This is a genomic window from Enterococcus sp. HY326, assembly GCF_026157065.1.
Classification (GTDB): Bacteria; Bacillota; Bacilli; order Lactobacillales; family Enterococcaceae; genus HY326.
Map to the genome: position 1 here is coordinate 308,953 of NZ_JANLGQ010000001.1, position 22,993 is coordinate 331,945.

22 protein-coding genes are annotated in these 22,993 nt (G+C 33.8%); 1 reads left to right on the forward strand and 21 read right to left on the reverse strand.

Annotated features, from left to right (window positions below):
* Nucleotides 1–85: 85 nt before the first annotated feature.
* From ORH16_RS01530 to ORH16_RS01620, 19 genes are all read right to left on the reverse strand, one after another.
* Nucleotides 86–1,252, reverse strand: a complete 1,167-nt coding sequence (locus tag ORH16_RS01530; protein WP_265455611.1) for a nucleotide sugar dehydrogenase — start codon at nucleotides 1,250–1,252, stop codon at nucleotides 86–88.
* Nucleotides 1,253–1,273: 21 nt separating this feature from the next.
* Nucleotides 1,274–2,788 carry a hypothetical protein gene (locus ORH16_RS01535; RefSeq protein WP_265455612.1) on the reverse strand — a complete coding sequence of 505 codons (1,515 nt, stop codon included), beginning with the start codon at nucleotides 2,786–2,788 and terminating at the stop codon, nucleotides 1,274–1,276.
* Nucleotides 2,785–4,059, reverse strand: coding sequence for a hypothetical protein (locus ORH16_RS01540; protein WP_265455613.1), 1,275 nt, complete (start codon nucleotides 4,057–4,059; stop codon nucleotides 2,785–2,787). Before ORH16_RS01540 ends, ORH16_RS01535 begins: the two co-directional genes overlap by 4 nt.
* A complete protein-coding gene (locus ORH16_RS01545; RefSeq protein WP_265455614.1) occupies nucleotides 4,056–5,195 on the reverse strand; it encodes a glycosyltransferase in 1,140 nt (379 codons plus the stop codon). The genes ORH16_RS01540 and ORH16_RS01545 overlap by 4 nt, the downstream gene beginning before the upstream one ends.
* Nucleotides 5,173–6,426 (reverse strand): O-antigen ligase family protein, encoded by a 1,254-nt coding sequence (locus tag ORH16_RS01550; RefSeq protein WP_265455616.1) that lies wholly within the window; start codon nucleotides 6,424–6,426, stop codon nucleotides 5,173–5,175. Before ORH16_RS01550 ends, ORH16_RS01545 begins: the two co-directional genes overlap by 23 nt.
* Nucleotides 6,427–7,566 carry a glycosyltransferase gene (locus ORH16_RS01555; protein WP_265455617.1) on the reverse strand — a complete coding sequence of 380 codons (1,140 nt, stop codon included), beginning with the start codon at nucleotides 7,564–7,566 and terminating at the stop codon, nucleotides 6,427–6,429. It abuts the gene before it with no gap.
* Nucleotides 7,559–8,377, reverse strand: a complete 819-nt coding sequence (locus tag ORH16_RS01560) for a hypothetical protein (protein WP_265455618.1) — start codon at nucleotides 8,375–8,377, stop codon at nucleotides 7,559–7,561. Before ORH16_RS01560 ends, ORH16_RS01555 begins: the two co-directional genes overlap by 8 nt.
* Nucleotides 8,374–9,498, reverse strand: coding sequence for a non-hydrolyzing UDP-N-acetylglucosamine 2-epimerase (gene wecB, locus ORH16_RS01565; RefSeq protein ID WP_265455619.1), 1,125 nt, complete (start codon nucleotides 9,496–9,498; stop codon nucleotides 8,374–8,376). The genes ORH16_RS01560 and wecB overlap by 4 nt, the downstream gene beginning before the upstream one ends.
* A gap of 2 nt (nucleotides 9,499–9,500) precedes the next feature.
* Nucleotides 9,501–10,610 (reverse strand): capsular polysaccharide biosynthesis protein CapF, encoded by a 1,110-nt coding sequence (locus tag ORH16_RS01570; RefSeq protein ID WP_265455620.1) that lies wholly within the window; start codon nucleotides 10,608–10,610, stop codon nucleotides 9,501–9,503.
* A complete protein-coding gene (locus ORH16_RS01575) occupies nucleotides 10,607–11,629 on the reverse strand; it encodes a polysaccharide biosynthesis protein (RefSeq protein ID WP_265455622.1) in 1,023 nt (340 codons plus the stop codon). Before ORH16_RS01575 ends, ORH16_RS01570 begins: the two co-directional genes overlap by 4 nt.
* Before the next feature lie 2 nt (nucleotides 11,630–11,631).
* On the reverse strand, nucleotides 11,632–12,840 hold the full coding sequence (locus ORH16_RS01580) for a glycosyltransferase family 4 protein (RefSeq protein WP_265455623.1): 1,209 nt from the start codon (nucleotides 12,838–12,840) through the stop codon (nucleotides 11,632–11,634).
* Entirely contained in the window at nucleotides 12,833–13,729 is an 897-nt protein-coding gene (locus ORH16_RS01585) for an NAD-dependent epimerase/dehydratase family protein (RefSeq protein WP_265455625.1), read from the reverse strand. The genes ORH16_RS01580 and ORH16_RS01585 overlap by 8 nt, the downstream gene beginning before the upstream one ends.
* The gene (locus tag ORH16_RS01590; RefSeq protein ID WP_322597276.1) at nucleotides 13,729–14,340 is read right to left on the reverse strand and encodes a sugar transferase; all 612 of its coding nucleotides are present in this window, start codon (nucleotides 14,338–14,340) and stop codon (nucleotides 13,729–13,731) included. The genes ORH16_RS01585 and ORH16_RS01590 overlap by 1 nt, the downstream gene beginning before the upstream one ends.
* Before the next feature lie 12 nt (nucleotides 14,341–14,352).
* The gene (locus tag ORH16_RS01595) at nucleotides 14,353–16,170 is read right to left on the reverse strand and encodes a polysaccharide biosynthesis protein (RefSeq protein ID WP_265455628.1); all 1,818 of its coding nucleotides are present in this window, start codon (nucleotides 16,168–16,170) and stop codon (nucleotides 14,353–14,355) included.
* Nucleotides 16,171–16,201: 31 nt separating this feature from the next.
* Complete coding sequence (locus ORH16_RS01600) at nucleotides 16,202–16,903, reverse strand: CpsD/CapB family tyrosine-protein kinase (protein WP_265455630.1); 702 nt, start codon at nucleotides 16,901–16,903, stop codon at nucleotides 16,202–16,204.
* Between the two features lie 9 nt (nucleotides 16,904–16,912).
* On the reverse strand, nucleotides 16,913–17,761 hold the full coding sequence (locus ORH16_RS01605; RefSeq protein ID WP_265455632.1) for a YveK family protein: 849 nt from the start codon (nucleotides 17,759–17,761) through the stop codon (nucleotides 16,913–16,915).
* A 35-nt stretch (nucleotides 17,762–17,796) separates the two neighbouring features.
* Complete coding sequence (locus tag ORH16_RS01610) at nucleotides 17,797–18,657, reverse strand: hypothetical protein (protein WP_265455634.1); 861 nt, start codon at nucleotides 18,655–18,657, stop codon at nucleotides 17,797–17,799.
* Nucleotides 18,658–18,975: 318 nt separating this feature from the next.
* Nucleotides 18,976–19,737 (reverse strand): tyrosine-protein phosphatase, encoded by a 762-nt coding sequence (locus tag ORH16_RS01615; RefSeq protein WP_265455635.1) that lies wholly within the window; start codon nucleotides 19,735–19,737, stop codon nucleotides 18,976–18,978.
* A 117-nt stretch (nucleotides 19,738–19,854) separates the two neighbouring features.
* The gene (locus tag ORH16_RS01620) at nucleotides 19,855–20,379 is read right to left on the reverse strand and encodes a GNAT family N-acetyltransferase (RefSeq protein WP_265455637.1); all 525 of its coding nucleotides are present in this window, start codon (nucleotides 20,377–20,379) and stop codon (nucleotides 19,855–19,857) included.
* Between the two features lie 188 nt (nucleotides 20,380–20,567).
* Here ORH16_RS01620 and ORH16_RS01625 point away from each other — a divergent pair, with 188 nt between their 5' ends.
* Nucleotides 20,568–21,248: a TVP38/TMEM64 family protein gene (locus tag ORH16_RS01625; RefSeq protein ID WP_265455638.1), complete on the forward strand. Its 681-nt coding sequence runs from the start codon at nucleotides 20,568–20,570 to the stop codon at nucleotides 21,246–21,248.
* 64 nt (nucleotides 21,249–21,312) lie between these two features.
* Here ORH16_RS01625 and tsaE read toward each other — a convergent pair whose 3' ends face one another.
* Both tsaE and pta read right to left on the reverse strand, forming a co-directional pair.
* On the reverse strand, nucleotides 21,313–21,795 hold the full coding sequence (gene tsaE / locus ORH16_RS01630; RefSeq protein WP_416207828.1) for a tRNA (adenosine(37)-N6)-threonylcarbamoyltransferase complex ATPase subunit type 1 TsaE: 483 nt from the start codon (nucleotides 21,793–21,795) through the stop codon (nucleotides 21,313–21,315).
* Between the two features lie 210 nt (nucleotides 21,796–22,005).
* Nucleotides 22,006–22,986: a phosphate acetyltransferase gene (gene pta / locus ORH16_RS01635; RefSeq protein ID WP_265455640.1), complete on the reverse strand. Its 981-nt coding sequence runs from the start codon at nucleotides 22,984–22,986 to the stop codon at nucleotides 22,006–22,008.
* Nucleotides 22,987–22,993: the final 7 nt, after the last annotated feature.

The window sequence follows — 22,993 nt, forward strand, 5'->3', positions numbered from 1 at the left end:
TGATGATAGTCCGAATGGTGCATCAAAAAAGATGAATAATAAATGAAAGAAATTTTCCATTTACTATTCACCTTTATTCACTAACTTAATTTTCGTTGAAAATATCTCGAGTATAAACTTTCTCCTTCACATCTGCCAATTCAGGCTCAAAGCGATTAGAGACAATCACATCCGACATTTCTTTAAATTCTGCTAAATCTTTAATTACCTTCGAATTATAAAAATCATCGGCATCCAAAGTCGGTTCATACACGACGACCTCAATGCCCTTTGCTTTAATCCGCTTCATAATCCCCTGAATCGAAGAATAGCGGAAATTATCCGAATGTGCCTTCATCGTCAGCCGATAAATTCCCACTCGCTTGGGATTCCTTGCTAGAATCTGCTCCGCAATAAAATCCTTTCTTGTGGTATTAGCTTCAACAATTGCACCAATCAAATTGTTGGGTACTTCATCATAATTAGCCCGCAACTGCTTGGTATCTTTTGGCAAGCAGTAACCACCATAACCAAAAGATGGATTATTATAATGAGTGCCAATCCGCGGATCAAGCCCAACACCTTCAATAATCTGTTTACTATTCAGACCCCGAGATTCCGCATAAGTGTCCAGCTCATTAAAATAGGCTACTCTCAGTGCTAGATAAGTATTGGAAAATAACTTAATGGCTTCTGCTTCGGTTGAATGAGTTAACAACACTTCCACATCTTCTTTACAGGCGTTCTCTTTAAACATGTCCGCAATTTCCTGTCCACGTTCAGAACATTCGCCAACGATAATTCGTGACGGATATAGATTGTCATATAAAGCTTTGCCTTCCCGCAAAAATTCAGGAGAGAAGATGATATTTTCTGTCTGATATTTTTCTTTGATGCTTTCAACATAGCCCACTGGGACAGTCGACTTAATGATAAAAACAGCATCTGGTCGAATTGCCAATGCTTGTTCAATCACATTTTCCACTGTAGAGGTATCAAAATAATTTTTCTTTTCATCGTAATCTGTCGGTGTTGCAATAATCAGATAGTCGCCAAATAAAACGGCTTTCTCAAAGTCATTGGTGAACTCAACCTGCAAATCATCTCGTTCTAAAAACTCATGAACTTCCTGATCTTCAAGAGGTGAAACTCCTTTTTGCAGCATCAAGATTTTTTCTGGAATAATATCATATGCCATTACTTCTTCTTTTTGTGCTAAGAGTAATGAGTTGGCCAGGCCGACATAGCCTAGGCCGAATGTTGAGATTTTCATAAAATTCTCCTTATACCATTATCAAATTTTATTTTTTAAACTACTTAACGGTAGTCGCTGAATAATTTCTTTTGTAGTCACCGGGTTCACTATCAAATTAACGATTAGCAACACTATCGAATTAAAAACAACTAATACTATACCAAAAAGAAAAAAGCTTACATATGAGTCTATTTTCAAGTCAAGCCATAATTCAAAAAAAATAAGAAAAAGCGAACAAATCATATTTATTACCCAAAATCTTATGAAGCGAGGCACTATTTTATCAAAAAGTTTCATATGGACGTAGCCTATTTCTAAAATGCATAATTCAAACGCAACCAATAGAACAGATATCAATATCCCATAGAAACCAAAAATGAAATAAAAACTCGGTAAACTAAAAACAAGTGTAATAGAAGCAAGCAATTGAATTTTTTTCCCTATTCCAAAATTTCCGGACATGTTTATCATATTTCCACTAGGAATATGAAGTATCTCAAAATATGAAATCAATATCATTAGTAGAGCAATTTTAGGATCAATATAGTTTGCATCCGTTAATCCAAAAGAATAAATTCTTACGAAAGGAATAATTAAAACTGACGTTGTTGTTAAAAGAATTGAAACTATAATTATCACAATTAATTCGTATTGTAAGAATATCTTGCTTATATATTTTTTTTCCTTTTGAACAAACAATTGTCCAAAACCTATTTGAGGTGCATTTATAAATGCATATACAGCATTCTTCAGTAAGCTTAAAATACTGTTGTAGACCATATATATACTTGCACTAATTGTACCTGAACTCGCAGATATAAATAGTATAGGAGCTGTAGTATAAATCATCCCTGTCATTTTTTGAATAAAGACATCCTTAGTTCCTTTCACCAAACTAAAGTCGGGTTTTACATTTATAGATAGATGGGAATAATTCTTTTTAAAAACATAACCGATTAATAAACTATTTAAAATGGAGCCAAACATTGTTGCACCACGAACTAATAAGATATTTCCATGACTTAAAATTACGACTAAAATTGCTATTTGGGTTAGTACTACTGTCACTATTTGAATGCTGTTTAGAATGTACTCCTTCTGTTCAGACTGTATCATTATTCGATATTTGGTTGCATAAAATAACGAAAAAGCTGAAGATATTACAGCCATATAAAAAATCATTAGAGATATAAACATTGATATACTAGTTTGTATAAAAAAAATATAAATTGTTGAAGACAATAACCCGAGAAGCAAGAAATATACGCCAATTTTTTTAAAAATTACGTTTGTAGAAGATATAATTTTGTTTATTAAATCAATATTCCGTTCTGAGATAGGAGTAAATAAAGCGACATTTGTCGCTAAAGTAAAACCACCTTCTAAAACCATCAGCATGTTAATAAACTGAGAAACAGTAGAATTTAGACCATTAAAATCTGAACCATAATTCTTAATAAGCAAACGTGTAATTATCAACCCAGCAAGTCCATTAATCAAAATTAAAAGGCTTGCGGTTAATGCTGTATAAATACTTTTTTTATTTTTATTCATCTTGAACCTCTTTCTATCAAAATTGATAGAAACTTTGATTTACTGTAAGAAGAGATGTAGTTAGGTAACTGCTTTTCTATTTCTTTTTTGGAAACAGTTTTATATCTATTTTCAAAACAAAAATTTTGGATTCTTCTTTTTTGTTCTTCTATATCAAAGTTCCAAGGAACAAACAATATCAAAGGATAATCTTTCAAATATTTTATGCTTGTATCATGTCCACTTGAACAAAAGTGAATAATTGGCTTCCCTAAAGACATTAGCTCAAAAATTTTTCCCGGAACTTGATGCTCTGTTTCATTTCCAATATTAACAAATATATTTGCGTCTTTTTGAACAGTAATACTTTCTTCCAAAGGAAGAAAATCAATAATATCAATTTTATTACACCAATCATACTTTTTAACCAATCGCTTGCCCACAATATCAGTCATAAAGTATAATCTAATGCAACTATCAAGAGATAAGAAAATTTCAATCGCTTTTTGTGGCGATCTAATTTTTTCATATAGCCTACCTGAAAAAAGACAATTTATAGTATTTTCACTAAAAAAATCAGCTTTAGGTATATCAACATATTCATTCGGATTGAGGGAGGGATATGGTACTTCAAACATTTTAGATTCATATCTTTTAAATGGAGTAGCGATATAACTAGCATACAGCTCCGGCGTTAGTAGAATTGTATCCGAAAAAGCCATGCATTTTTGCTCGAGTCTATAATTCCAATTTCTTTTTAAATTATTTTTGTTCGAGTCATTCATTGAAAGAGGATCAAACTCATACATGAACCACTTTATTCGGTCCATGTATTTTCTTTTTAATTTCAAACCAATTTTATGACTTTTAAAAGGGTGAGATATAGTTAATACTGTTGTGAATCCATCTGTTATTAATTCTTCAGCTAGCTTCATTATTTTACTGTCTAACCAACCAGCATACTCATATTGTGGTTCAAATAAGCCTAAGAAGCCGTAAAAAAATAATCCCAAACTTTTCAAAGCGATGTATTTAGCCGGGTTAAGAATTTTTTTTTTCATAATTTTAGAGTTTACAATTTTATCTCTAACTAATTGTCGTGTATCATCAACCCTATGTATTTCTATACCAGACTCCACTTCAAAACTAGCAATATTGCTGTTCTTTCTGTTAGTTATAACTTTAACCTTGTAGTCTTTATCAACCAACGATTGTAGTAATGGACGTATTGTGGCACCCACTGAAGAGGGGTTTGGTGAATAATTACCGACGATTACTAAAACTTTTTTCAATTTTTTTCACCTACAATACTATTGATTACACTTAACCACTTTTCTTTAACTACTCCGAGTTGAAAGTCCCTTGAACGGACTAATGATAAGTTTTGATATTCTCTCCTCAAGTCAATCGACTTCATCAATTTGTCTAACTCAATAAGCATGCTCTTTAAATCATATTTTTCAATCAATACGCCATATTTACCATTTTTCAATATTTCCTTTGGGCCTTCATTTTCAAAGCACACAATAGGCAGTCCACAAGACATTGCCTCGACAATAGAAACACCAAAACCTTCCCATCTACTAGTTGATAAAAAAATTGATGACTCTACATAAAAATTTACTAATTGTGAGCTGTTCAATTCTCCAACAAAATCTATTTTATTCATTAAACCTTTTTCACTAATCTGGTCTATTAAATCTTCTTTTTCATCTTGACTTCCTGCTCCAGCAATTGATATTACCCAGGATTCAGGAATGTTTCGAGCAATTTCAAATAAAAAATCAAAGCCTTTGATAAAAAAATTTATTCTGCTGACAAAAGATATTTTCTTTTGTGAAAGAGAAGAAATGGAAACTTCTTTTAACGGATTGGGATTATCGATTTGAAAAACTTTAGTATTAATTTTTTGAATTTCCAATACATCATGGTTAGTTAAACAAACGACCGCATCAGAATATTTTAACCCCTGAATAAAACTTTTACTAAATCTTCTGTAGTAATTGTTAACATAGACATCAAAGTTACTATGCATCCAAGTAATATACTTAGGTTTCGAATAACTTTTTTTTAACTCAGGTATTAAAGCAGCGGAGTTACCTTGATTTAATATTACCAAATCTATTTCTTTTTTTTTTAAAAAATTGGACAATTCACGAATTCTATACTTGTTAAAGCTAGTATAATTATATTGTCTTGTAAAAAGATATTCAGAATATTTTTTTATTTTTCTATAAAAAAGATTCTTATCTATGGTAGTAGCTCTTTCCGAGAACAAAAATTGTTTTGGCAAATTCACTTTATTTTCATCTTGTGAAAACTGGTAATAATACACTATATAACTCTTTGAGAGTTCCTGTCCGACTTCAGATACCGATTTTTGAACGCCACCTGTTAAAAAGTCATCATTTACGAAACAAATTCTCATCTTCTCCTCCTTTTTCAACTGTAATATTGTACGAAATAAGGTAAATTAAAGAGTGTAACATCCAGAACCATCCTCTTGTAAAAAGCGAGCTAGTACTCATAGAACAAAAAATAAAAGCACTTAACAACCCTAAAAAAATCAAGTTTAGTTTGAAACTTTTTACTTCATTATTACTTTTTTTATATAACATTTGAAACGATCTTATATACATCTTAATGTATAAATATAAATAAAAAATAAAAATTAAAAAACCAGATGTTACAAGAATCTCTATCCACCAATTATGAATTGGTAATAAACCAAAAGTTGGATATATAGCATAGAATTGCATCATATATTCGATATTCCCTACACCAATTCCAAGTCCAAAGGATTTTGTGAGAAAATACAGTCCATTCTTTATTAAGTTAATTCTAGTCAAATCCGAAGTCGGGTTAGAAAAATCCAGATTTTGAAAATTAGCTTGGTTAACATTTATCCAAACTCCAAATGAAATCACTATAATAAATAAGCCAAAAATCACAATCAATAGCTCTTTTACTGTAATTCTTCTAACGAGCACTTTATAGATAAATACGAGGCCGACTCCCAGTAAAGAACCGATAAGATTAGCTCGTGAACCAGCCAAATATACCAAAAGTACACTCGATAGTATGACGAAATCACTTATTAACTTCATATACCTTTTCTCAAATATTTCCTTCAACAACAATATAAAAAAAATTGATAAAGTCAAAAATGTAGAAAAATCATTCGTGTTATAAAACGTCGATGTGGGTAGTCTTAAAGATTGATATAATACTTTATAACTATCAGAAATAAATAGGTAGTTTCCAGTAAAATACTCATACCAGCCTAATATGTTATGAAAAATAACAGCGATAAAAACACATATCAAAATATTCTTTAATATTTGTTTGGTATTAACTACTTTAAAAAAAGTGAATGTTATCATAGCACCCAATAAAAGCAACCTAAAGTTTGGTAAAAAATAATCCAGCTTTTCTCCTGTCCAAAACAAGCTCAAACACGAATAAAATACCCAAATCCACATGAATTTTACAGCCAAGTTAGACTGGGCTTTATTTCTATTTCGATTCAGTAAAATTATTGCGAAAAAAACCAAAACAATAAGAAACTGCCAAGTATAATATGCATAAATAGGGATAATATTATCAACAAAAGATAATAAAATTGCAAAATAAAGCATTCCATAAATTGTCTTTCTCAATTAGATTTCTCCTATTTTGTTTAATATTCTTTCCAATATATTTTCCCATGAGAATTCAACTAAAAACTTTTTTTGATTTTTTTGTAATTTTCGTTTACTCAATTCTGAATACCAGGCTTCAATATTATTTAGATTGATTCCTATGTCATCATTGGAAACAGTGAAAATAGAATCAATAGTTTTCGACAACCCTTCTTCATCGCTTGAAATTGAAGGAAAGCCTCGGCATAAATAATCAATAAGTTTTAATGTGGTATCTATATCAGCTGATCTTTCATACAGGGCTAAAGCACTAACACCTATATCTGATTTATCAAAAACTTGATCCAAGTTTTCCCCACTTAATCTTCCATGAAAAAGAACTAGTGACTGCATATTTAACGATTTTACCAATTTTTTTAATTTCTCTATTTCTGGACCATCTCCAACAATATGAAAAAAATATCGCTTTCCATTTCCCAACATATTCTCATTAGATATTGCTCTAATAAGACGATCAAATCCATGATAACCATACAGAGTTCCCACTCCGATGAAATTAATTTCTTTTTTCTCCTTAAAAGATACAATTCTTTCGTGGTAGTTTTCAGGATTTACCCCATTTGTAATAGGATACATTTTCTTCAATATTTTCTTTTTTGAATTACTTAATAGAATAGGTATTATTGTGCTTTTTTTAAATAAATAAGGGAAAAACATAATTTCTAATACTAATTTAAAAAAAGTTAAGTAGGGTCTTTTGGCAACAGATAGTTGTTCCTTAAAAAAAGGATAGGTTGGGATTTCATAAATAATTTTCATGTCTTTTTTCTTTGCACTTCTGAAAAGCAAAAGCTGTCTATACGAAGGTCTCAGAGTATGTCTATAATATAGTAATCTAGATTCCCCATCATCTACAAGCTGATTAGCAAGTTTATTCAATTTTCCAATTGAAAACTCAATTTTTAGCTCATTGAGTTTATCAAACAGCCCATTTTTGAATACAATAAAGACTATTTGTTCTTTTTTTTTACATAAAATCACGCATTCACCAAATATTCTGCTTAATACCAAAGCATGAGATTCAATTTTTTTATATATTCCACTAAATTTATCATACTCTATATTTGCAACATATATAACTTTATTTTTTTTAGTCAAAATATTCACCGATAATCTTTTTTAACGATTCTGAAATGTAATACGACTTCTTGTTTAAATCAAGCTTACTAGTAACTTGACTTTCATGATGTTCTACCTCAATTGAGGAATCATAAAATATCTTACCTGATTTCAATCTGATTTCTTCGGCGATAAATGCCTCTTCGCTATAAAGTAAAGACATATAATCTTTTTTTAAATTATCTAAAAATTTAGATCTCAGGATGAAGTAAGAGCCGTGTGCAGAATATACAAAAGTACTTTCTTTTTTTTTGCTTGCTTTAAAAAAAATTTTTAACTTAGACATTCTAAAATAGAAATAAGCCAAAGTAGGGTGTGAAAAAATTTTTACACGTTTTTCCAAATATTTTTTTGTATATCTTTTCAAATATTGTGGATTACTATACACATTATTTTCTGGAACATAAACTGACGGCGCAACGCAGAATATATCTTCTGAATATTCATTATTAAAAAATTTTTGCAAGAAAAACTTATCGGGTATAACAATATCAGTATTACTAAAAATAACCCAATCACTAATTATCTTTTTGTATTGACTACTCCTGTATCCATTTAGAAGACCATTTAGATAACCAAGATTACTCTTTGGATAAATTATTTCACAATGGTAATCTAGTCCCCTAACATATTCATTTAAATTTGAAGCATCTACTTCAGAATACTTATTCATTATTATTGTCATTAATAAATTTATTGATTTTCTATCTTGTTTTTTCATCTCTGATAGGTAATCAGTAACATCGGAATAGTTATCATAAAAAATGATTATATTTTTTAAAGCTTTCATTTCTCCCACACCACACGATTCACATAATCTGTATAAGATAAAATTATTCTCAATACTTTTTCTGATACATTAGGCATTGAATAATCAGCAACTTCTCTCAAAGTATTTTCTCCTTGAGTTTCTAATACTTCTAAACCCTGCAAAATACGTTCTTTATCCAAACCAACCATCATAACAACTGCTTCTTCCATTGCTTCAGGTCTTTCATGAGCTTGACGAATATTTAGAGCTTTGAAGTGCATGATTGAAGACTCTTCACTTATTGTACCACTATCACTTAGGACAGTTTTTGCATTAATTTGAAGCTGGTTATAATCGTTGAATCCCATAGGTTTCATTGTTTGAATTAAATTATGAAAGACAATTTTCTTTTCTTTGATCATCTTCATGGTTCTTGGGTGAGTACTGATGATGATTGGAAATTTGTATTTGTCAGCAATTGTATTTAACGTATCCACTAAACTTAAAAAGTTTTTTTCTGAATTAATGTTCTCTTCTCGATGAGCAGAAACTAAGAAATATTTTCCCTCCTCAAGTCCTAGTTCACTTAAGATTGAAGAGTTATCTATATCAGCTCTTCTACTAGCTAATACCTCATACATAGGACTACCAGTTTTTATGATTCTATCCGCTGGCAACCCTTCTCTAAGTAAGTATTCTCTAGCAATATCGCTATAGGTTAAATTAATGTCCGCAGTATGATCTACGATTTTCCGATTGGTTTCTTCAGGAACCCGCTGATCAAAACAGCGATTGCCGGCTTCCATATGGAAAATTGGAATATGACGTCGTTTCGCTGCTATCGCACATAAGCAACTATTTGTATCGCCCAATACTAAGAAGGCATCTGGCTTTACTTCTTCAAGAATTGGGTCAATCTTGATTAAAATATTCCCAACTGTTTCAATAGCTGTACCTACTGCTGCATTTAAAAAATAATCTGGTTTTTTTAAATTGAAATCTTCAAAAAAAACTTCATTTAATTCATAATCATAATTTTGTCCAGTATGGACTAATATATGCTCAACAGCTTCAGAATTTTCGAGTTTATTTATTACGGCTGAAAGACGAATAATCTCTGGCCTTGTTCCAACTACTGTCATGATTTTTAATTTTTTCACGGTTAAACCTCCACAAAATAGGTGTCAGGTTCATCTGGATTGAAAGATTCGTTTACCCACATGACCGTAACCATATCACTAGTCCCTAAATTTTCAATATTATGAGTATAACCAACTGGAATATCTACTACTTGCAATTTCTCACCAGAAACAAAATACTCGATAATTTCGCTCGAATCAATCTTTCGAAAACGAATTACTCCAGTCCCACTAACAACCAAAAATTTCTCGTTTTTCGTATGATGCCAATGATTTCCTTTGGTAATATTAGGTTTCGAAATATTGATTGAAACTTGTCCACGATCTTTCGTGCGTAAAAACTCAGTAAACGAACCCCTTTGATCAACATTCATCTTTAAATCGTATGAGAAATCATCTTCAGGTAAAAAACTTAAATATGTACTGTATAAGTTTTTCTCAATTCTATCAGAAAAATTGGGGAGGGAAAGATTCTTTCTGCTTTCTTTAAAAGATAAAATTAATCCCTTTAATTCACCGACAGATATCTTATCAATTTCTGGAACATAGCAGAACCCGTCTGCTGTTGTAGGATTACCATTTAAACAACGGATTAGTTCTTTTACTACATCATCAATATATGAAAGCTCAATAACAGCGTTAGGATCATTTACTACAATTTCTTCACTTCGTGCAATTTTGTAGCAAAAAGTTGCAACTACTGTATTATAATTTGGCTGTGACCATTTACCATATAAATTAGAAAATCGATAAATATAAACTTGAGCACCTGTATCACTTTGATAATTTCTGAGCAGGTCTTCTCCAGCTTTTTTACTCTCCCCGTAAGGATTTTTTAAAGCTGCTTGAATTGATGAGGATATCATAACAGGACAAGTATTGTTGTATTCCTTTAACTTATTAAGTAATATAGAAGTAAATCCAAAATTCCCATCCATAAATTCCTCTTCTGTCTCTGGTCTATTAACCCCTGCTAAATGAAATACAAAATTAGCTTTATTACAAAACTCATCTAACATATACTCTGGTGTGTTCTTATCAAAACAAAAAATATTTTCAAACCCTTGATTTTTCAATTCTGCTAGCAAGTTTTTTCCAACAAATCCGTTTGATCCTGTTACTAGAATATTCATCTATCTTGCCACGCTTTCAGTTCTTCTTTTACATAGTCTAAAGCCAAAAGTTTTTCTTTGATTTCGTCAACGGTTAGTCTTCTAGTATTGTCTGAATTATACTCCCCTTCTTCAGTCAACTTTTGACTACCATCAACAAAATATTTATCATAATTTAAATCTCTCGTATCAGCAGGAACTCGATAGAAATCACCCATATCTTTTGAAACTAAGAATTCTTCTTTGGTTAATAAAGTCTCATATTTCTTTTCACCATGTCGAGTTCCAATAATGTGAATATCATTATCGACATTAAATAATTCTTTAACTGCCAGCGCTAAATCACCGACTGTTGAAGCTGGTGACTTTTGAACCATGATATCGCCGGCCTGAGCATTCTCAAAAGCAAAAACAACTAAATCAACTGCTTCCTCCAGGCTCATTAAAAATCTGGTCATTTCTGGATCAGTAATTGTTAGTGGCTTTTCGGACTTAATTTGATCTATAAAGAGAGGAATCACAGAACCCCGAGATGCCATAACATTCCCATATCGAGTTCCACAAATTGTTGTTTGATTTTCGCTAACTGTTTTAGCCTTAGCAACAAAAACTTTCTCCATCATTGCCTTTGATATCCCCATTGCATTGATGGGATATGCTGCTTTATCAGTAGAAAGGCAAATAACTTTTTTTATTCCCATCTCTACAGCGGCAGTTACAACGTTATCGGTACCCATTATATTGGTCTTTACTGCTTCCATTGGGAAAAATTCACATGAAGGTACTTGTTTTAAAGCGGCCGCATGAAAAACATAGTCTACCCCGTACATAGCATTTTTCACACTATTTATATCACGGACATCCCCTATGTAAAACTTTAATTTATCACTGTTATATTTTTTTCTCATATCGTCTTGCTTTTTCTCATCGCGAGAAAAAATACGGATTTCTTTAATATCAGAATCTAAAAATCTTTTCATTACTGCGTTACCAAATGAACCGGTACCGCCGGTTATTAGCAGTGTTTTGTTTGTAAACATTATTAACCCTCCATAAAATAATTATCCATCATATCCATCAACATTTTTTTTTCGAAATTTTTCTCGTAATATTCTCGAGAATTTTTACCATACTCAGTTATTTCCTTAGTGGATAATTGACTTATTAGACGAATATTTTGAAAAAGACCCTCAACATCGCCGGCCCCACTACAAAAACCACTTTTAGAGCTTCTAATTATTTCACTTACTTCTCCATCTGCAGACAACAATATTGGAATTCCACAGGCCATACTCGACTGCAATTTAGCCGGGATTGTCATTGAAAAAATATTGTTTTTGTTGAGACTGATAAAAGAGAAATCAAATGAAGCAAATAAATCAGGAATATCTTCAGCTGGAATTGAATCATAAAAAACAATATAATTTTCTAACCCTTTCTCCTTAATCTCGCTCATCAACTGATTTTTGAATCGACCATCGCCCACAATATGAAATTTTACTTTTAGTTTTTCGTCAGCGATTTTTTTTAAAACCTCTGATAAAATATTTAGGCCTTGTGCAAAACCAACATTACCCGCGAAAACAATATTTTTAATACCTAATTGTGGATTTTCATCTAGTTTATTTATAACTGGCTTATAAAACTCTTCTGCATATTGAGGCCAAAAGATTATTTTTTCTTGTACAAAACCTCTGTTTTGTATATTTTTTTTAAAACTTTTTGATGCGGTGAAAATCAATTTGGAATTACGATATATATAATTTACCATCTTATCAAGGATTCCAATTACTAATTTGTTTTTTATGCCCGTTATTATTTCAAAATTTTCTGGCCATAAGTCCAAGACATATATGTAGTGAGGGATATTCATTTTTTTTGCAATTCTCACACCAGACAATGCTTGTGTCATTGGGGAAACTTCATAGGTAAAAACTAAATCAAACTTTTTTTTATTCTTTGTCATCCAAAAGAATCCAGATATTACAAAAGAAATGTAATTTAAAGCCATCATAATACTCGATTTCTTCCTAGGTATAATTGGTATTCTTATTACATTAACTCCCTCGTATTCTTCCTTTCTTCTTTCTTTTAATGAGAAACCTTTAAAAAAATCACCACTTGGGTAATTTGGAATTCCTGTTAGTACAGTCACATCATAGCCTCTGCTGACCCAGGTCTTACATATATCATTAATTCTAAATTGTTCTGGATAAAAATATTGAGATACAACTAAAATTTTTTTATTCATTATCACTTATTTCCAAACTTCTTTTTATACTGGTTCTAAAATCTATCAATTGCAGATGATTAGCCTTTTTCTCATAACATAAATTCCCGAACACCTTGTTGCTTAATTTACCAATTTTCCCAGGGAACATACATAACAAAATTACAAAACCATTTAGCAGTCTAGTAATAAAAATTTTCTTCCCTTTTTCTGTAGAGATTAGCTTAACAAGATAACTGGTATTCACATATTCATCATTTTGTGGAAAAAAAACCCCATCTTTAAAATTTTCAATAATATCTTCTAGAAATAAAAATAGATTATCTATAAAAAGCATTGATCTTCTATTATTAATTTGTGGAAAAATAGGAATTTTTTCTGCTAACTTTACTAGCTGAGGGAAATTGCCTTTGCTTTTCGGTCCGTATATCATTGGAGGGCGTAAGATTACCATTTTAAAACTTTCTTCATTAAGTGGAAGTAAATTTTTCTCAGCTTGTAACTTGCTGTCCCCATAAAAATTACTTGGTCTTGGAATAGTTCTATCTGTAATCACTTGATCCTTTTTCAGTCTATTTTCTTCACCATAAACTATAATAGAACTCATATAGATGAATTGCCCGCTTTTATCAGATAAATCTTTTTTATACTTATTTGCAACTTCAACCGCTAAATCACAATTTATCTTATAGTATAGTTCTTTAGTGGCATTATTGACATTTGAAACATCTGCATGAGCTATACCGGCTACATGAAAAATACTGTCATAGCAAGAAAAATCTTTATCTCTCCAATCATTCCCTCTCACGCTTATAACATCGATTTGAAAATTGTTCTTATTACTTTCTGCCCATTTGATAAAAGAGTCTCCAATATAACTTTTCTCGCCTGTAATTAATATCTTTTTCATTAATCTTCATCCTTCGTCAATGTACCTGTTCCTCCCTCTAAATGACCGTCTTTCTTCAAAACAGCTTTAAAAGTTCCAAAAAAACACTTGGCATCTAAAAGTAGTGACAAATTATCAGTATAATCCCCATCAATTCTTGCCTTATGAGCTATTTCAAGTTCATCTCTTCCACTAATTTGTGCAAGTCCCGTTAATCCAGGGCGTATATCATTCGCTCGGTATTTATCTCGCTCTTTAATCAAATCATATTGGTTCCAAAGGGATGGTCGAGGCCCGATTACTGCCATGTCTCCTTTAATTATATTAAATAATTGTGGCAATTCATCCAAACTAGTTTTACGAAGAAATTTTCCAACTTTAGTAATAAAATAATCAGGATTTTCTAACAAATGTGTTGGCATCTCTTTAGGAGTATCGATTTTCATGGTTCGAAATTTGTAAATGTTGAAACATTTTTTATTTTTGCCAACCCTTTTTTGTGTAAAAATAATCGGGCCTTTTGAGTCTAATTTTATTGCCAGACAAAGAATTACCAAAATAGGTGAAAGAACTATAATCCCAACTAATGAAAGTGCAAAATCAATTGCTCTCTTAATCCCATTTTTATACACTCTCATCTCTCCTTACTTATTCGATGCATTTGCAAAAGCAACAATTTTTTTTCCTAACTCTTGATTGTCTCCTGATAAATTCTCAACAAAATTAAAAACTTCAGTTAAAGAGAATCCTTTAATATTCCCAACAAAGATTTTTTCGTAAACTTCCTCATCGTTTCGTTCTTTATCTAATAATAACTCTTCATAAAGTTTTTCGCCTGGTCGAATTCCAGTTTCAATAATTTGAATTTCATCTTCAGAGTATCCACTCAAACGAATCATATTTTTAGCTAAATCAACTATTTTGACTGGCTCACTCATATCTAGAACAAAAATTTCTCCACCTTTTGCCAAAGCACCAGCTTGGATAACCAACTTACTAGCTTCTGGTATAGTCATAAAGTAACGTGTCATTCTAAAGTCTGTTACAGTAACCGGTCCGCCATTTGCAATTTGTTCTCTAAAAACCGGAATCACACTACCTCTAGATCCCAATACATTTCCAAATCGAACCGCTGAAAATTTAGTGTGTCCTTCTTGATTTAGACCCGTAACAATCATCTCAGCAATTCTTTTTGTAGCACCCATAACATTTGGCGGGTTGTTAGCTTTATCAGTAGAGACCATTACAAAGTTTTTTACATAGCATGATTTTGCAGCTTCTGCAACATTTTTTGTACCGTATATATTATTTTTAACTGCTTCCTGCGCGTTATACTCCATTAAAGGGACATGTTTATGTGCAGCGGCATGATACACAATATCAGGTTTGTAATGATTCATCACTTCGAATATCTTATCTCTATCTTGAATGTCAGCAATCACTGGCACAATAGCTGTAACCTTATCTCGATATCTATTATTTAATTCTCTATCAATCAAATAAATTGAATTCTCACCATGTCCAAGTAGAATTAGTTTTTTAGGATTGAATTTGATAACCTGACGACAAATTTCTGAGCCTATTGAGCCTCCGGCACCAGTTACAAGTATCACTTTGTCTGTTAGCTGATCTTTAATAGCAACAATATCTAATTGAACTTCTTCTCTCCCTAACAAGTCCACTACATCAATTTCTTTCAAGCGAGAAACATTGATTTTTCCGACAGCCAACTCTTCCATCGATGGCATCGTATTAACCTTAACCTTAAGATCTTCTACTTGCTCAAAAATTTCTCTTATACGAGTTCTTGGAATAGACGGAATAGCAATTGTGACCATATCAACATCATTGTCTTTAATAAATAGGGGTAAATCCACTATACTACCCAAAACTTTTACTCCAGATAAATATGTGGACTTTTTATTGGGATCATCATCGACGAAACCTACAACGTTAATATCTCCAGCTGTTTTAGATCCGACTAAACTATTATATAGAATTCGTCCACCTTCACCAGCCCCCACAATTAATGTATTATGAGCTTTAATCGAACCGTTGCTTCTCATGTTCCTAGACTCAACAAAGAGGCGCCATAAAATTCGACTTGCGATTATCAAAAAAGTTTCTAATAAGAAAGTGAAAAGGATTGTTCGTTTACTGTACCCATCGTTTATAAATAGTAAAACAATAAAAGTCGATGCAGCACTTAAAGAGCTTGCAACAAATATTGCTACCATCTCACGTACATTTGTATAACGATTTATTCTTGTAAAAACTTTAAAAATGCTACCATAAAACAAGTAAAATATAACAGACGAAAGTATTGATATCCAAACGGTGTTCAATGGTAGACGAACAAAAGGCATCATAAATAAATACGATGCCAAGTTTGCGATAGCAATCAGAATTGAATCCAATGCAACTAAAATAAATATTTTTCTTTTTCTTGTTAACTCGAACAACTTGTCCGCCTCCACACAATCTTACACAATTCTAATTTCCGTAATAATAGTAGTATCCCTTATCACTAGCGTCCTTAGAGCCGTTATAAACAACTCCAAGAACATGTGCTTTTGTTAATTCAAGTAATTCTTTAGCTTTCATCACAGCATCTTTTCTAGTTACATCTTCACGTACTACTAAGATAGTTCCATCTGCCTTAGACGATACGATTTGAGCATCCGTTACGGTAACAACAGGCGGCATATCGAAAATGATAATGTCATACAAACGACTTAATTCATCCATCACCACATCAAATCTTACAGAGCCTAATAATTCTGAAGGATTTGGTGGTTTAATTCCACTAGTTACTACAAATAAGTTAGGAACATGAGTAGCATTGACCACATCACCAACTTGCGTTTCTGTACTCAAAATAGTGCTTAAACCGCGATTGTTAGTTAATCCAAATGATTTGTGAACGGTTGGCTTCCGCATATCTGCATCAACTAATAATGTTCTTTGTCCAGAATTTGCGAATACGACCGCTAAATTAGCCGAAGTTGTTGACTTTCCTTCTCCCGGTCCCGATGAGGTGATAACAATAGTTTTAATTCGTTTATCTGCAGAAGATGAGAATTGAATATTCGTTCTAATTGTCCGATATTGTTCGGTAATCGGCGAGCTTTGATCCACCATACTAATCAAGCTTACTGCAGAAGTTTCTTGTTCTTTATTATGCTTTTTTGCCATGATATCCTCCTACACCCGTCGTCGTGTTCTTCTTGAGATTTCTTCATTGATATTTTCGGAGCTTGAGCTCTGAGTTTGTGGAGTACCAGGTTGTATTGACGGTCCTGTACCTGTTTCAGTTGATTGATTAATTGTTGTCGCTTTTTTAATAGAAGAATTTAATTCTTTGGCAGCCATATTAGGTACCACTCCTAGAACTGTAAAGCCAAGATTCTCTGTTACAAAGCGATCATCTTTAACAGTTCGATCAAGTAATTCAAATAAGAAAGCCAAACCAACTCCTAGGATAAAACCAAGAACAATGCCAATCAGAAGGTTTCTTGTGTTGTTTGGAGATACAGGAGACATTTCAGCTTGAGCCGAAGAAATAATCGAAATCTGATCAATTGTATTGTTCAAAACTTCTGCTGCTGTGGTTTGAAAAATATTAGAAGTGACATTTGCAATATTTTGCGACATTACTGGGTCATCAGTTAAAGCTTGAATATAAAACATCAAAGAATTATCAGTATTTTGGACAACTGAGATGGCTTCTCTTAAATCTGATGTAGATAAATCATAACCATATTCTTCAGATAAAGATTGTTGCACAGCGTCAATCACTCGATCACTAGTGATTAACTCAGTATAAGTATTAATCATTTGTAAATTCGTATTGACATCATTGACAGTGGTGGTGCCTGAAGCATTTTGCGGTAAAGTCACAATAATCTGCGACCGTGAGCTGTATTCAGGTGTAATTACAAAGAAGGTTACTACACTGGCAAGCCCTAACCCGACAAAGGTCAAGGTGATAATCAATGCCAGACGTTTTTTCAAAATGTTAAATATTTCCCTTAAACTAATTGTCTCTTCCATCTTATCTCTCTCTCTTGTATGAATTGCATACTAAATTAATAATTGTAAGTAGTTCCGTAATCTGTTGAACTGGAGCTAGTACCGTAGCTGCTGTCAGACAAGCTACTTGAAGAACTGCTGCTCGAACTTGCGCTTCCTCCCAATAGACTTAATAAAGTAGCTAACTGATCTTCCAATTCGCCACGAATATTAGTGTTGGCAACATTGCCGATACTGCTTTGTAACGAATAGTAATTATCATAATCGGCATCGTTGATTAAAGCACCATCAGCCATTAAATTATTGAACTCTGCACGAATGGTATCCACTGTTGTGACTTGTTCAGATACGTGATTAAGATATGCATTGGCTAATTCTTTCCAAGCACCATCTTCAAAGCTGGCAACTTCTGCTTGGACACCAGCAACTTCATCGGCGGTTAAATCATCCCGCATTACTGTGCCCTCAGCATAATTTACCCAATCACTTGGAGCGACTGAGAAAAGAGCGTTGATGGAATCTTGCATCCGTACCTTGTCTAAGGCTTGTTGTGATAAAGCCAATAAAGCTGTTTTTTGATTGGCAATATCTTGTAGTGAGCTTGGCGAGTCACTGTCAGAAATATCAAAGTCAGAACTTGAGGTTAAAATTTGATTTAGTTGGGTAATACCTTGATTAATAGTATCAACTGTAACACCCGCTGTTATAAACTGTTGATTTTCATCGGTAAAGTAGCCGTTGACTGTGGCAGTTAAGGCAGCGATGGTTGCGGCACTTTCATCTGCACTACTTTCAGCATGTTCTACCCTTGCTTGATTAATTCGGCTAGCATAGCTTCGATACCCAATAAAACAAGTACCTACCGAAGCTATAATAATGACCCCTACTAAGACCGTTCTCAGGAAGGACGACTTCATTCACTTCACTCCTACAAAAATTATTTATTTTTCGAAAATGAAACTATTATTTCATCCATTTTCATTTGTCATAAGTTAATTTCGTGTTATCTACTCATATCTACAGGCATACCATAACAATTCTACTTTGGTGAAAAACCTTTGTCAATGTAAATCAGATTTAAAAAACTTCAGAAAAACAATTGTTCTTTATATAAAACAGGTTTTTTGAAGTAAAAAATAGTAATTATGACTAACTCCTTAGTTTTCGAGGAATTAATCGGTGGATTTTGCTGATATGTAGAATCTTAATTTTTTTTTAAGTTCTGTTATTACTTTTTAAAACCAGCTAAGACTTTTCTTAACTTTCTTGATTTCCGGAATATCGACTGGATCACCATTAACTAAGTTCCTAGTGATTTCCATCATCTCGTCGACCTTTTCTTGACCATATCGCTTAGCAATTTCCTCATAGGCCTCCTGCAAATAAAAATTGCGGCGGTTAATCCCATGAGCATCTGAAGCAACCATGTGCAAAAGGTTGCGGTCCATCATATCAATTGCAGTTTTCTTAATGGATTTTCCAAATTTCCCGACAATACTTGGGGCAGTCAGCTGAGTCAGCACTCCCATTTCAATAAAAGGTTCTAACCGGGTGATATCTTCTCTGAATCCAGCGTTCCGTTCTGGATGCACAATCACTGGGACTTTTCCACGGCTCAAGAGTTCATAGAAAACTTCTTCGGCGTAATTGGGGATTTCTGTTGAAGGAAATTCAATCAAAATATATGTATTGTCCAAATCGGTGAATAAAATTTCACCTTTATTGATGGCTGGCAGTAAATCGCCAAACAACCGCACTTCCTGACCTTCCATCAAAATAATATCAATCTGGTTGTCATCAAAAACTTCTTGTAACTCGCCAACTTTGCGAATAATATCAGAAGCGTAGTTCAGATAAACACCATTGTGGTGATGGGGGGTGCATAGAATGTGGGTGATTCCCTGGCTGACTGCCTTGCGACCCATGTCGAGACTGTCTTGAATCGTTTGGGCGCCATCGTCAACATCCGGCAAGATATGACAATGTAAATCAATCATGCTGCATCTCTCCTCAAGCTTTTCTTGTATTTAATAGGTATGTTTTTTTCAATCTGCTCTACATTATACACCAAAATACTGGTGCTTGCAGTGGAATTTTAAAAACATAACACAATTTCAATCAATCATTTTACTCATCAACCAAACATCTAAAAATTTGCCTTCTGCCGTAACCGCTCCCCTTTCCATCACGGCTTCTTGCTGGAAGCCAAAATTTTGATAGAGATTAATGGCCCGTTGATTACGGGCCTGAACGGTTAATTCTAGTCGGCGAATTATTTCAGTTTCTTGAGCCCAGAAAATTAACTCCTCTAATAAGGCTGTTCCCAAACCAATTCCCCAAAATTCTTTTAGAATGCTGATACCGATTTCGCCGATGTGGGCAATCTTCGGCGAGCTATCACTGTGGATGGAAGCCAAGCCGACGATTGCTTCGTTGGCTAGTGCGACAAACAAGACATTATTCTCGCTTTCATAAATTGCCGCTAACTGTAAAGCTTCTTGTTCTTCAGTTAAATTCAAGCCGGTTTCATCCATCACGAGAAAATCGGTTTCGCCACCGATTTTTTTACTGAGGGTTAAAATTTCTGCTGCATCTTCCGGCACAGCCTCTCTGATGGTGATTTCAATTTCTTCTGCCATGTTTTACCTCCAATTGCCTTGATAATTTATTTTAGCTCAAGGGAATAATTTGGTAAACTGAGGAAAAGGACTTTTATTTAAATAGAAGACACATTTTTTTCAACTTCTTATTTATATAACATGCTTAGTCATGCAGAGTAAATTTATATTTGAGTTTGTGAAGGCTTACTTAGAAAAGGGGGTACACTGTGAAACATAAAAAACGCTGGCTGATAGTGCTCGGCCTTTTACTTATTTTGGGATTAGGCTTTTTGATTGTGCGGGACAATCATCAGGCACTTGTTCATTTGCTTCATCCACAAATTTCTTCAAAGGAATTGCTGGCGGATTTTCGAGCTCATCGGTTTGGTGATGGTTTTGTGCTGATTGCCTTAATTATGGTGATGTGCGCTGTGCCAGGAGTGCCGAATTCCGTGGTCTGTATTTTTGCGGGGGTCTGTTATGGACCTCTGTGGGGCTTAGCAATTAATTTAGTCGGCAATGTCGGCGGCAATTTACTTAGCACGCTGGTGACTAAAAAATTTGGAGTCTCTAAAGATACTCAGAAAATTGCCCATATTATGGATGATATTTCTAATTTTAAATATCCTTTAGTTGGGGTGACCATTGGCTACATGGTGCCCTTTATCCCCTCTTTTTTAGTGAATTATACTGCGGCTCATTTAAAATTTAAATTTCCCGCATTACTGGCAGCTATTGTCTTAGGCTGTTTGCCTAGTTCTTATCTCTATGCCTTTGGTGGCGATGCGATTTTTAATGGCTCCCATGAAAAAGCCATTGCAGCGATTGCGGCTGTGCTTTTATTGGTTTTACTGTATGGTTTTATTCGCCGGCGCCATCGCCAAGCTCCGAAAACTAAAAAAGGCTAAGACATATGAAGTGCCCCTCAAAGGTTAGTTTTAAGCCTAACCTTTGAGGGGCGCTTTTTTTTATTTAATCCGCTGACAGCAATTCTGATTTCTCAATTTTGGCAAAAATTCTTTTTTCAAAGTCGAGGCTTTTTGCGCCGTTACTTTGAAAATCAATTTGTCGTTGATTTTCGTCCTGCTGATTTTTTTCGATAATTAATTCAAGATAATCCTCCGGCAGATTATCTTCTAAAAGAGTGCCCCACTCAATGACTGATAAGCCCTCGCCTTCAAAATATTCGTCTAAGCCGAGATCATCCGTCTGTCCCATTAAGCGATAGACATCCATGTGATAAAGTGGCAGGCGGCCGTTTTCATATTCTCGAATGATGGTGTAGGTCGGACTTTTTATCATCTGAGGGATGCCTAAGCCGCTGGCAATCCCTTTGGTCAGGGTTGTCTTACCAGCGCCTAAATCACCGGTCAACACCAAATTGTCACCGGCTGCAGCAACTTGGCCGATAATTTCCGCTAATTTTTCAGTATCTTCTAAATTTTTAAGCAGCATAATTTTCTCCTTAGCGCATCCAATTTTTCCTAGCATAGCACGGATTGACCGAAAAGATAAACTACTTTCATTCCGCAAAAAAAGCTGCGGGCTAATTTCAACAGCCAATTAGTGAAAAGAGCGGTTTTTTCGTGACAGGTTTGCCTACAAAATTACCGATTTCCCTTAAATTGGTGCAAATTAGCTCACAGCTAACCGTTTTGATCTTTTTTAGTCCAAAAGTGTTTGAGTTGCGGTGATAATTGCCAGTTTATAAACGTCTTCTTCGTTCGCTCCCCGAGATAAATCGGAAACTGGTTTATTTAAGCCTTGCAGGATTGGTCCGATTGCTTCAAAGCCACCGAAACGCTGGGCGATTTTGTAGCCAATGTTTCCTGATTGTAAATCTGGGAAAACAAAGACAGTTGCTTGGCCGGCCACTTCAGAATTTGGCGCTTTTAAAGCTGCTACTGAAGGAACATAAGAGGCGTCAAATTGTAATTCGCCGTCAGCTTTTAAATCAGGAGCCATTTCATGGACTAATTTAGTTGCTTCAATCACTTTATCGACTTCTGGTGATTTCGCTGAACCTTTTGTTGAGAAACTGAGTAAAGCTACTTTAGGGTCGATGTCAAACAAGGTAGCAGTCTTGGCAGAATCCACTGCAATTTCAGCTAACTCTTGTGCATTTGGATTAATATTGATACCGCAGTCAGAGAAAATATATTTTTCTTGGTCACGGCCACGAACCATTAGCATTGCGCCACTTGTGCGGCTGATACCTGGTTTTGTTTTAATAATTTGTAAGGCAGGACGCACAGTTTCACCCGTTGAATGAATGATTCCGCTGACCATACCATCGGTAATGCCCATGTAAGTCAACATCGTACCAAAGTAATTGACGTCTTTTAAAATCTTTTCAGCATCTTCCTTTGTCGCTTTCCCTTTACGGCGTTCTACGAAGGACTCAACCATTTCGTCCCAACGATCAAATTTGTCTGGGTCAATGATGGTAAATCTTTCCGTTTTCAAGCCACGGTCATGAGCGGCTGCAACGATTTCTTCTTTGTTACCGATTAAAACCGGTTCCAATAATTCCTCAGCGTATAGACGAGCTACAGCGCCTAAGATACGAGGATCAGTTGCTTCTGGAAAAACGATTTTAATGTTACGGTCTGCGATTTTTTGTTTCATACTTTCAAAAAGTTCCACGGGATTT

Coding starts and splice junctions, on each gene's coding strand:
- ORH16_RS01535 (WP_265455612.1), bottom strand. CDS start 2,788: ATGAATAAAAATAAAAAAAGTATTTATACAGCATTAACCGCAAGCCTT.
- ORH16_RS01575 (WP_265455622.1), bottom strand. CDS start 11,629: ATGTTTACAAACAAAACACTGCTAATAACCGGCGGTACCGGTTCATTT.
- ORH16_RS01610 (WP_265455634.1), bottom strand. CDS start 18,657: ATGAAGTCGTCCTTCCTGAGAACGGTCTTAGTAGGGGTCATTATTATA.
- ORH16_RS01530 (WP_265455611.1), bottom strand. CDS start 1,252: ATGAAAATCTCAACATTCGGCCTAGGCTATGTCGGCCTGGCCAACTCA.
- ORH16_RS01570 (WP_265455620.1), bottom strand. CDS start 10,610: ATGAATATTCTAGTAACAGGATCAAACGGATTTGTTGGAAAAAACTTG.
- ORH16_RS01620 (WP_265455637.1), bottom strand. CDS start 20,379: ATGGCAGAAGAAATTGAAATCACCATCAGAGAGGCTGTGCCGGAAGAT.
- ORH16_RS01615 (WP_265455635.1), bottom strand. CDS start 19,737: ATGATTGATTTACATTGTCATATCTTGCCGGATGTTGACGATGGCGCC.
- ORH16_RS01585 (WP_265455625.1), bottom strand. CDS start 13,729: ATGAAAAAGATATTAATTACAGGCGAGAAAAGTTATATTGGAGACTCT.
- ORH16_RS01580 (WP_265455623.1), bottom strand. CDS start 12,840: ATGAATAAAAAAATTTTAGTTGTATCTCAATATTTTTATCCAGAACAA.
- ORH16_RS01545 (WP_265455614.1), bottom strand. CDS start 5,195: ATGAGAATTTGTTTCGTAAATGATGACTTTTTAACAGGTGGCGTTCAA.
- tsaE (WP_416207828.1), bottom strand. CDS start 21,795: ATGCTGCTTAAAAATTTAGAAGATACTGAAAAATTAGCGGAAATTATC.
- ORH16_RS01560 (WP_265455618.1), bottom strand. CDS start 8,377: ATGAAAGCTTTAAAAAATATAATCATTTTTTATGATAACTATTCCGAT.
- ORH16_RS01605 (WP_265455632.1), bottom strand. CDS start 17,761: ATGGAAGAGACAATTAGTTTAAGGGAAATATTTAACATTTTGAAAAAA.
- ORH16_RS01600 (WP_265455630.1), bottom strand. CDS start 16,903: ATGGCAAAAAAGCATAATAAAGAACAAGAAACTTCTGCAGTAAGCTTG.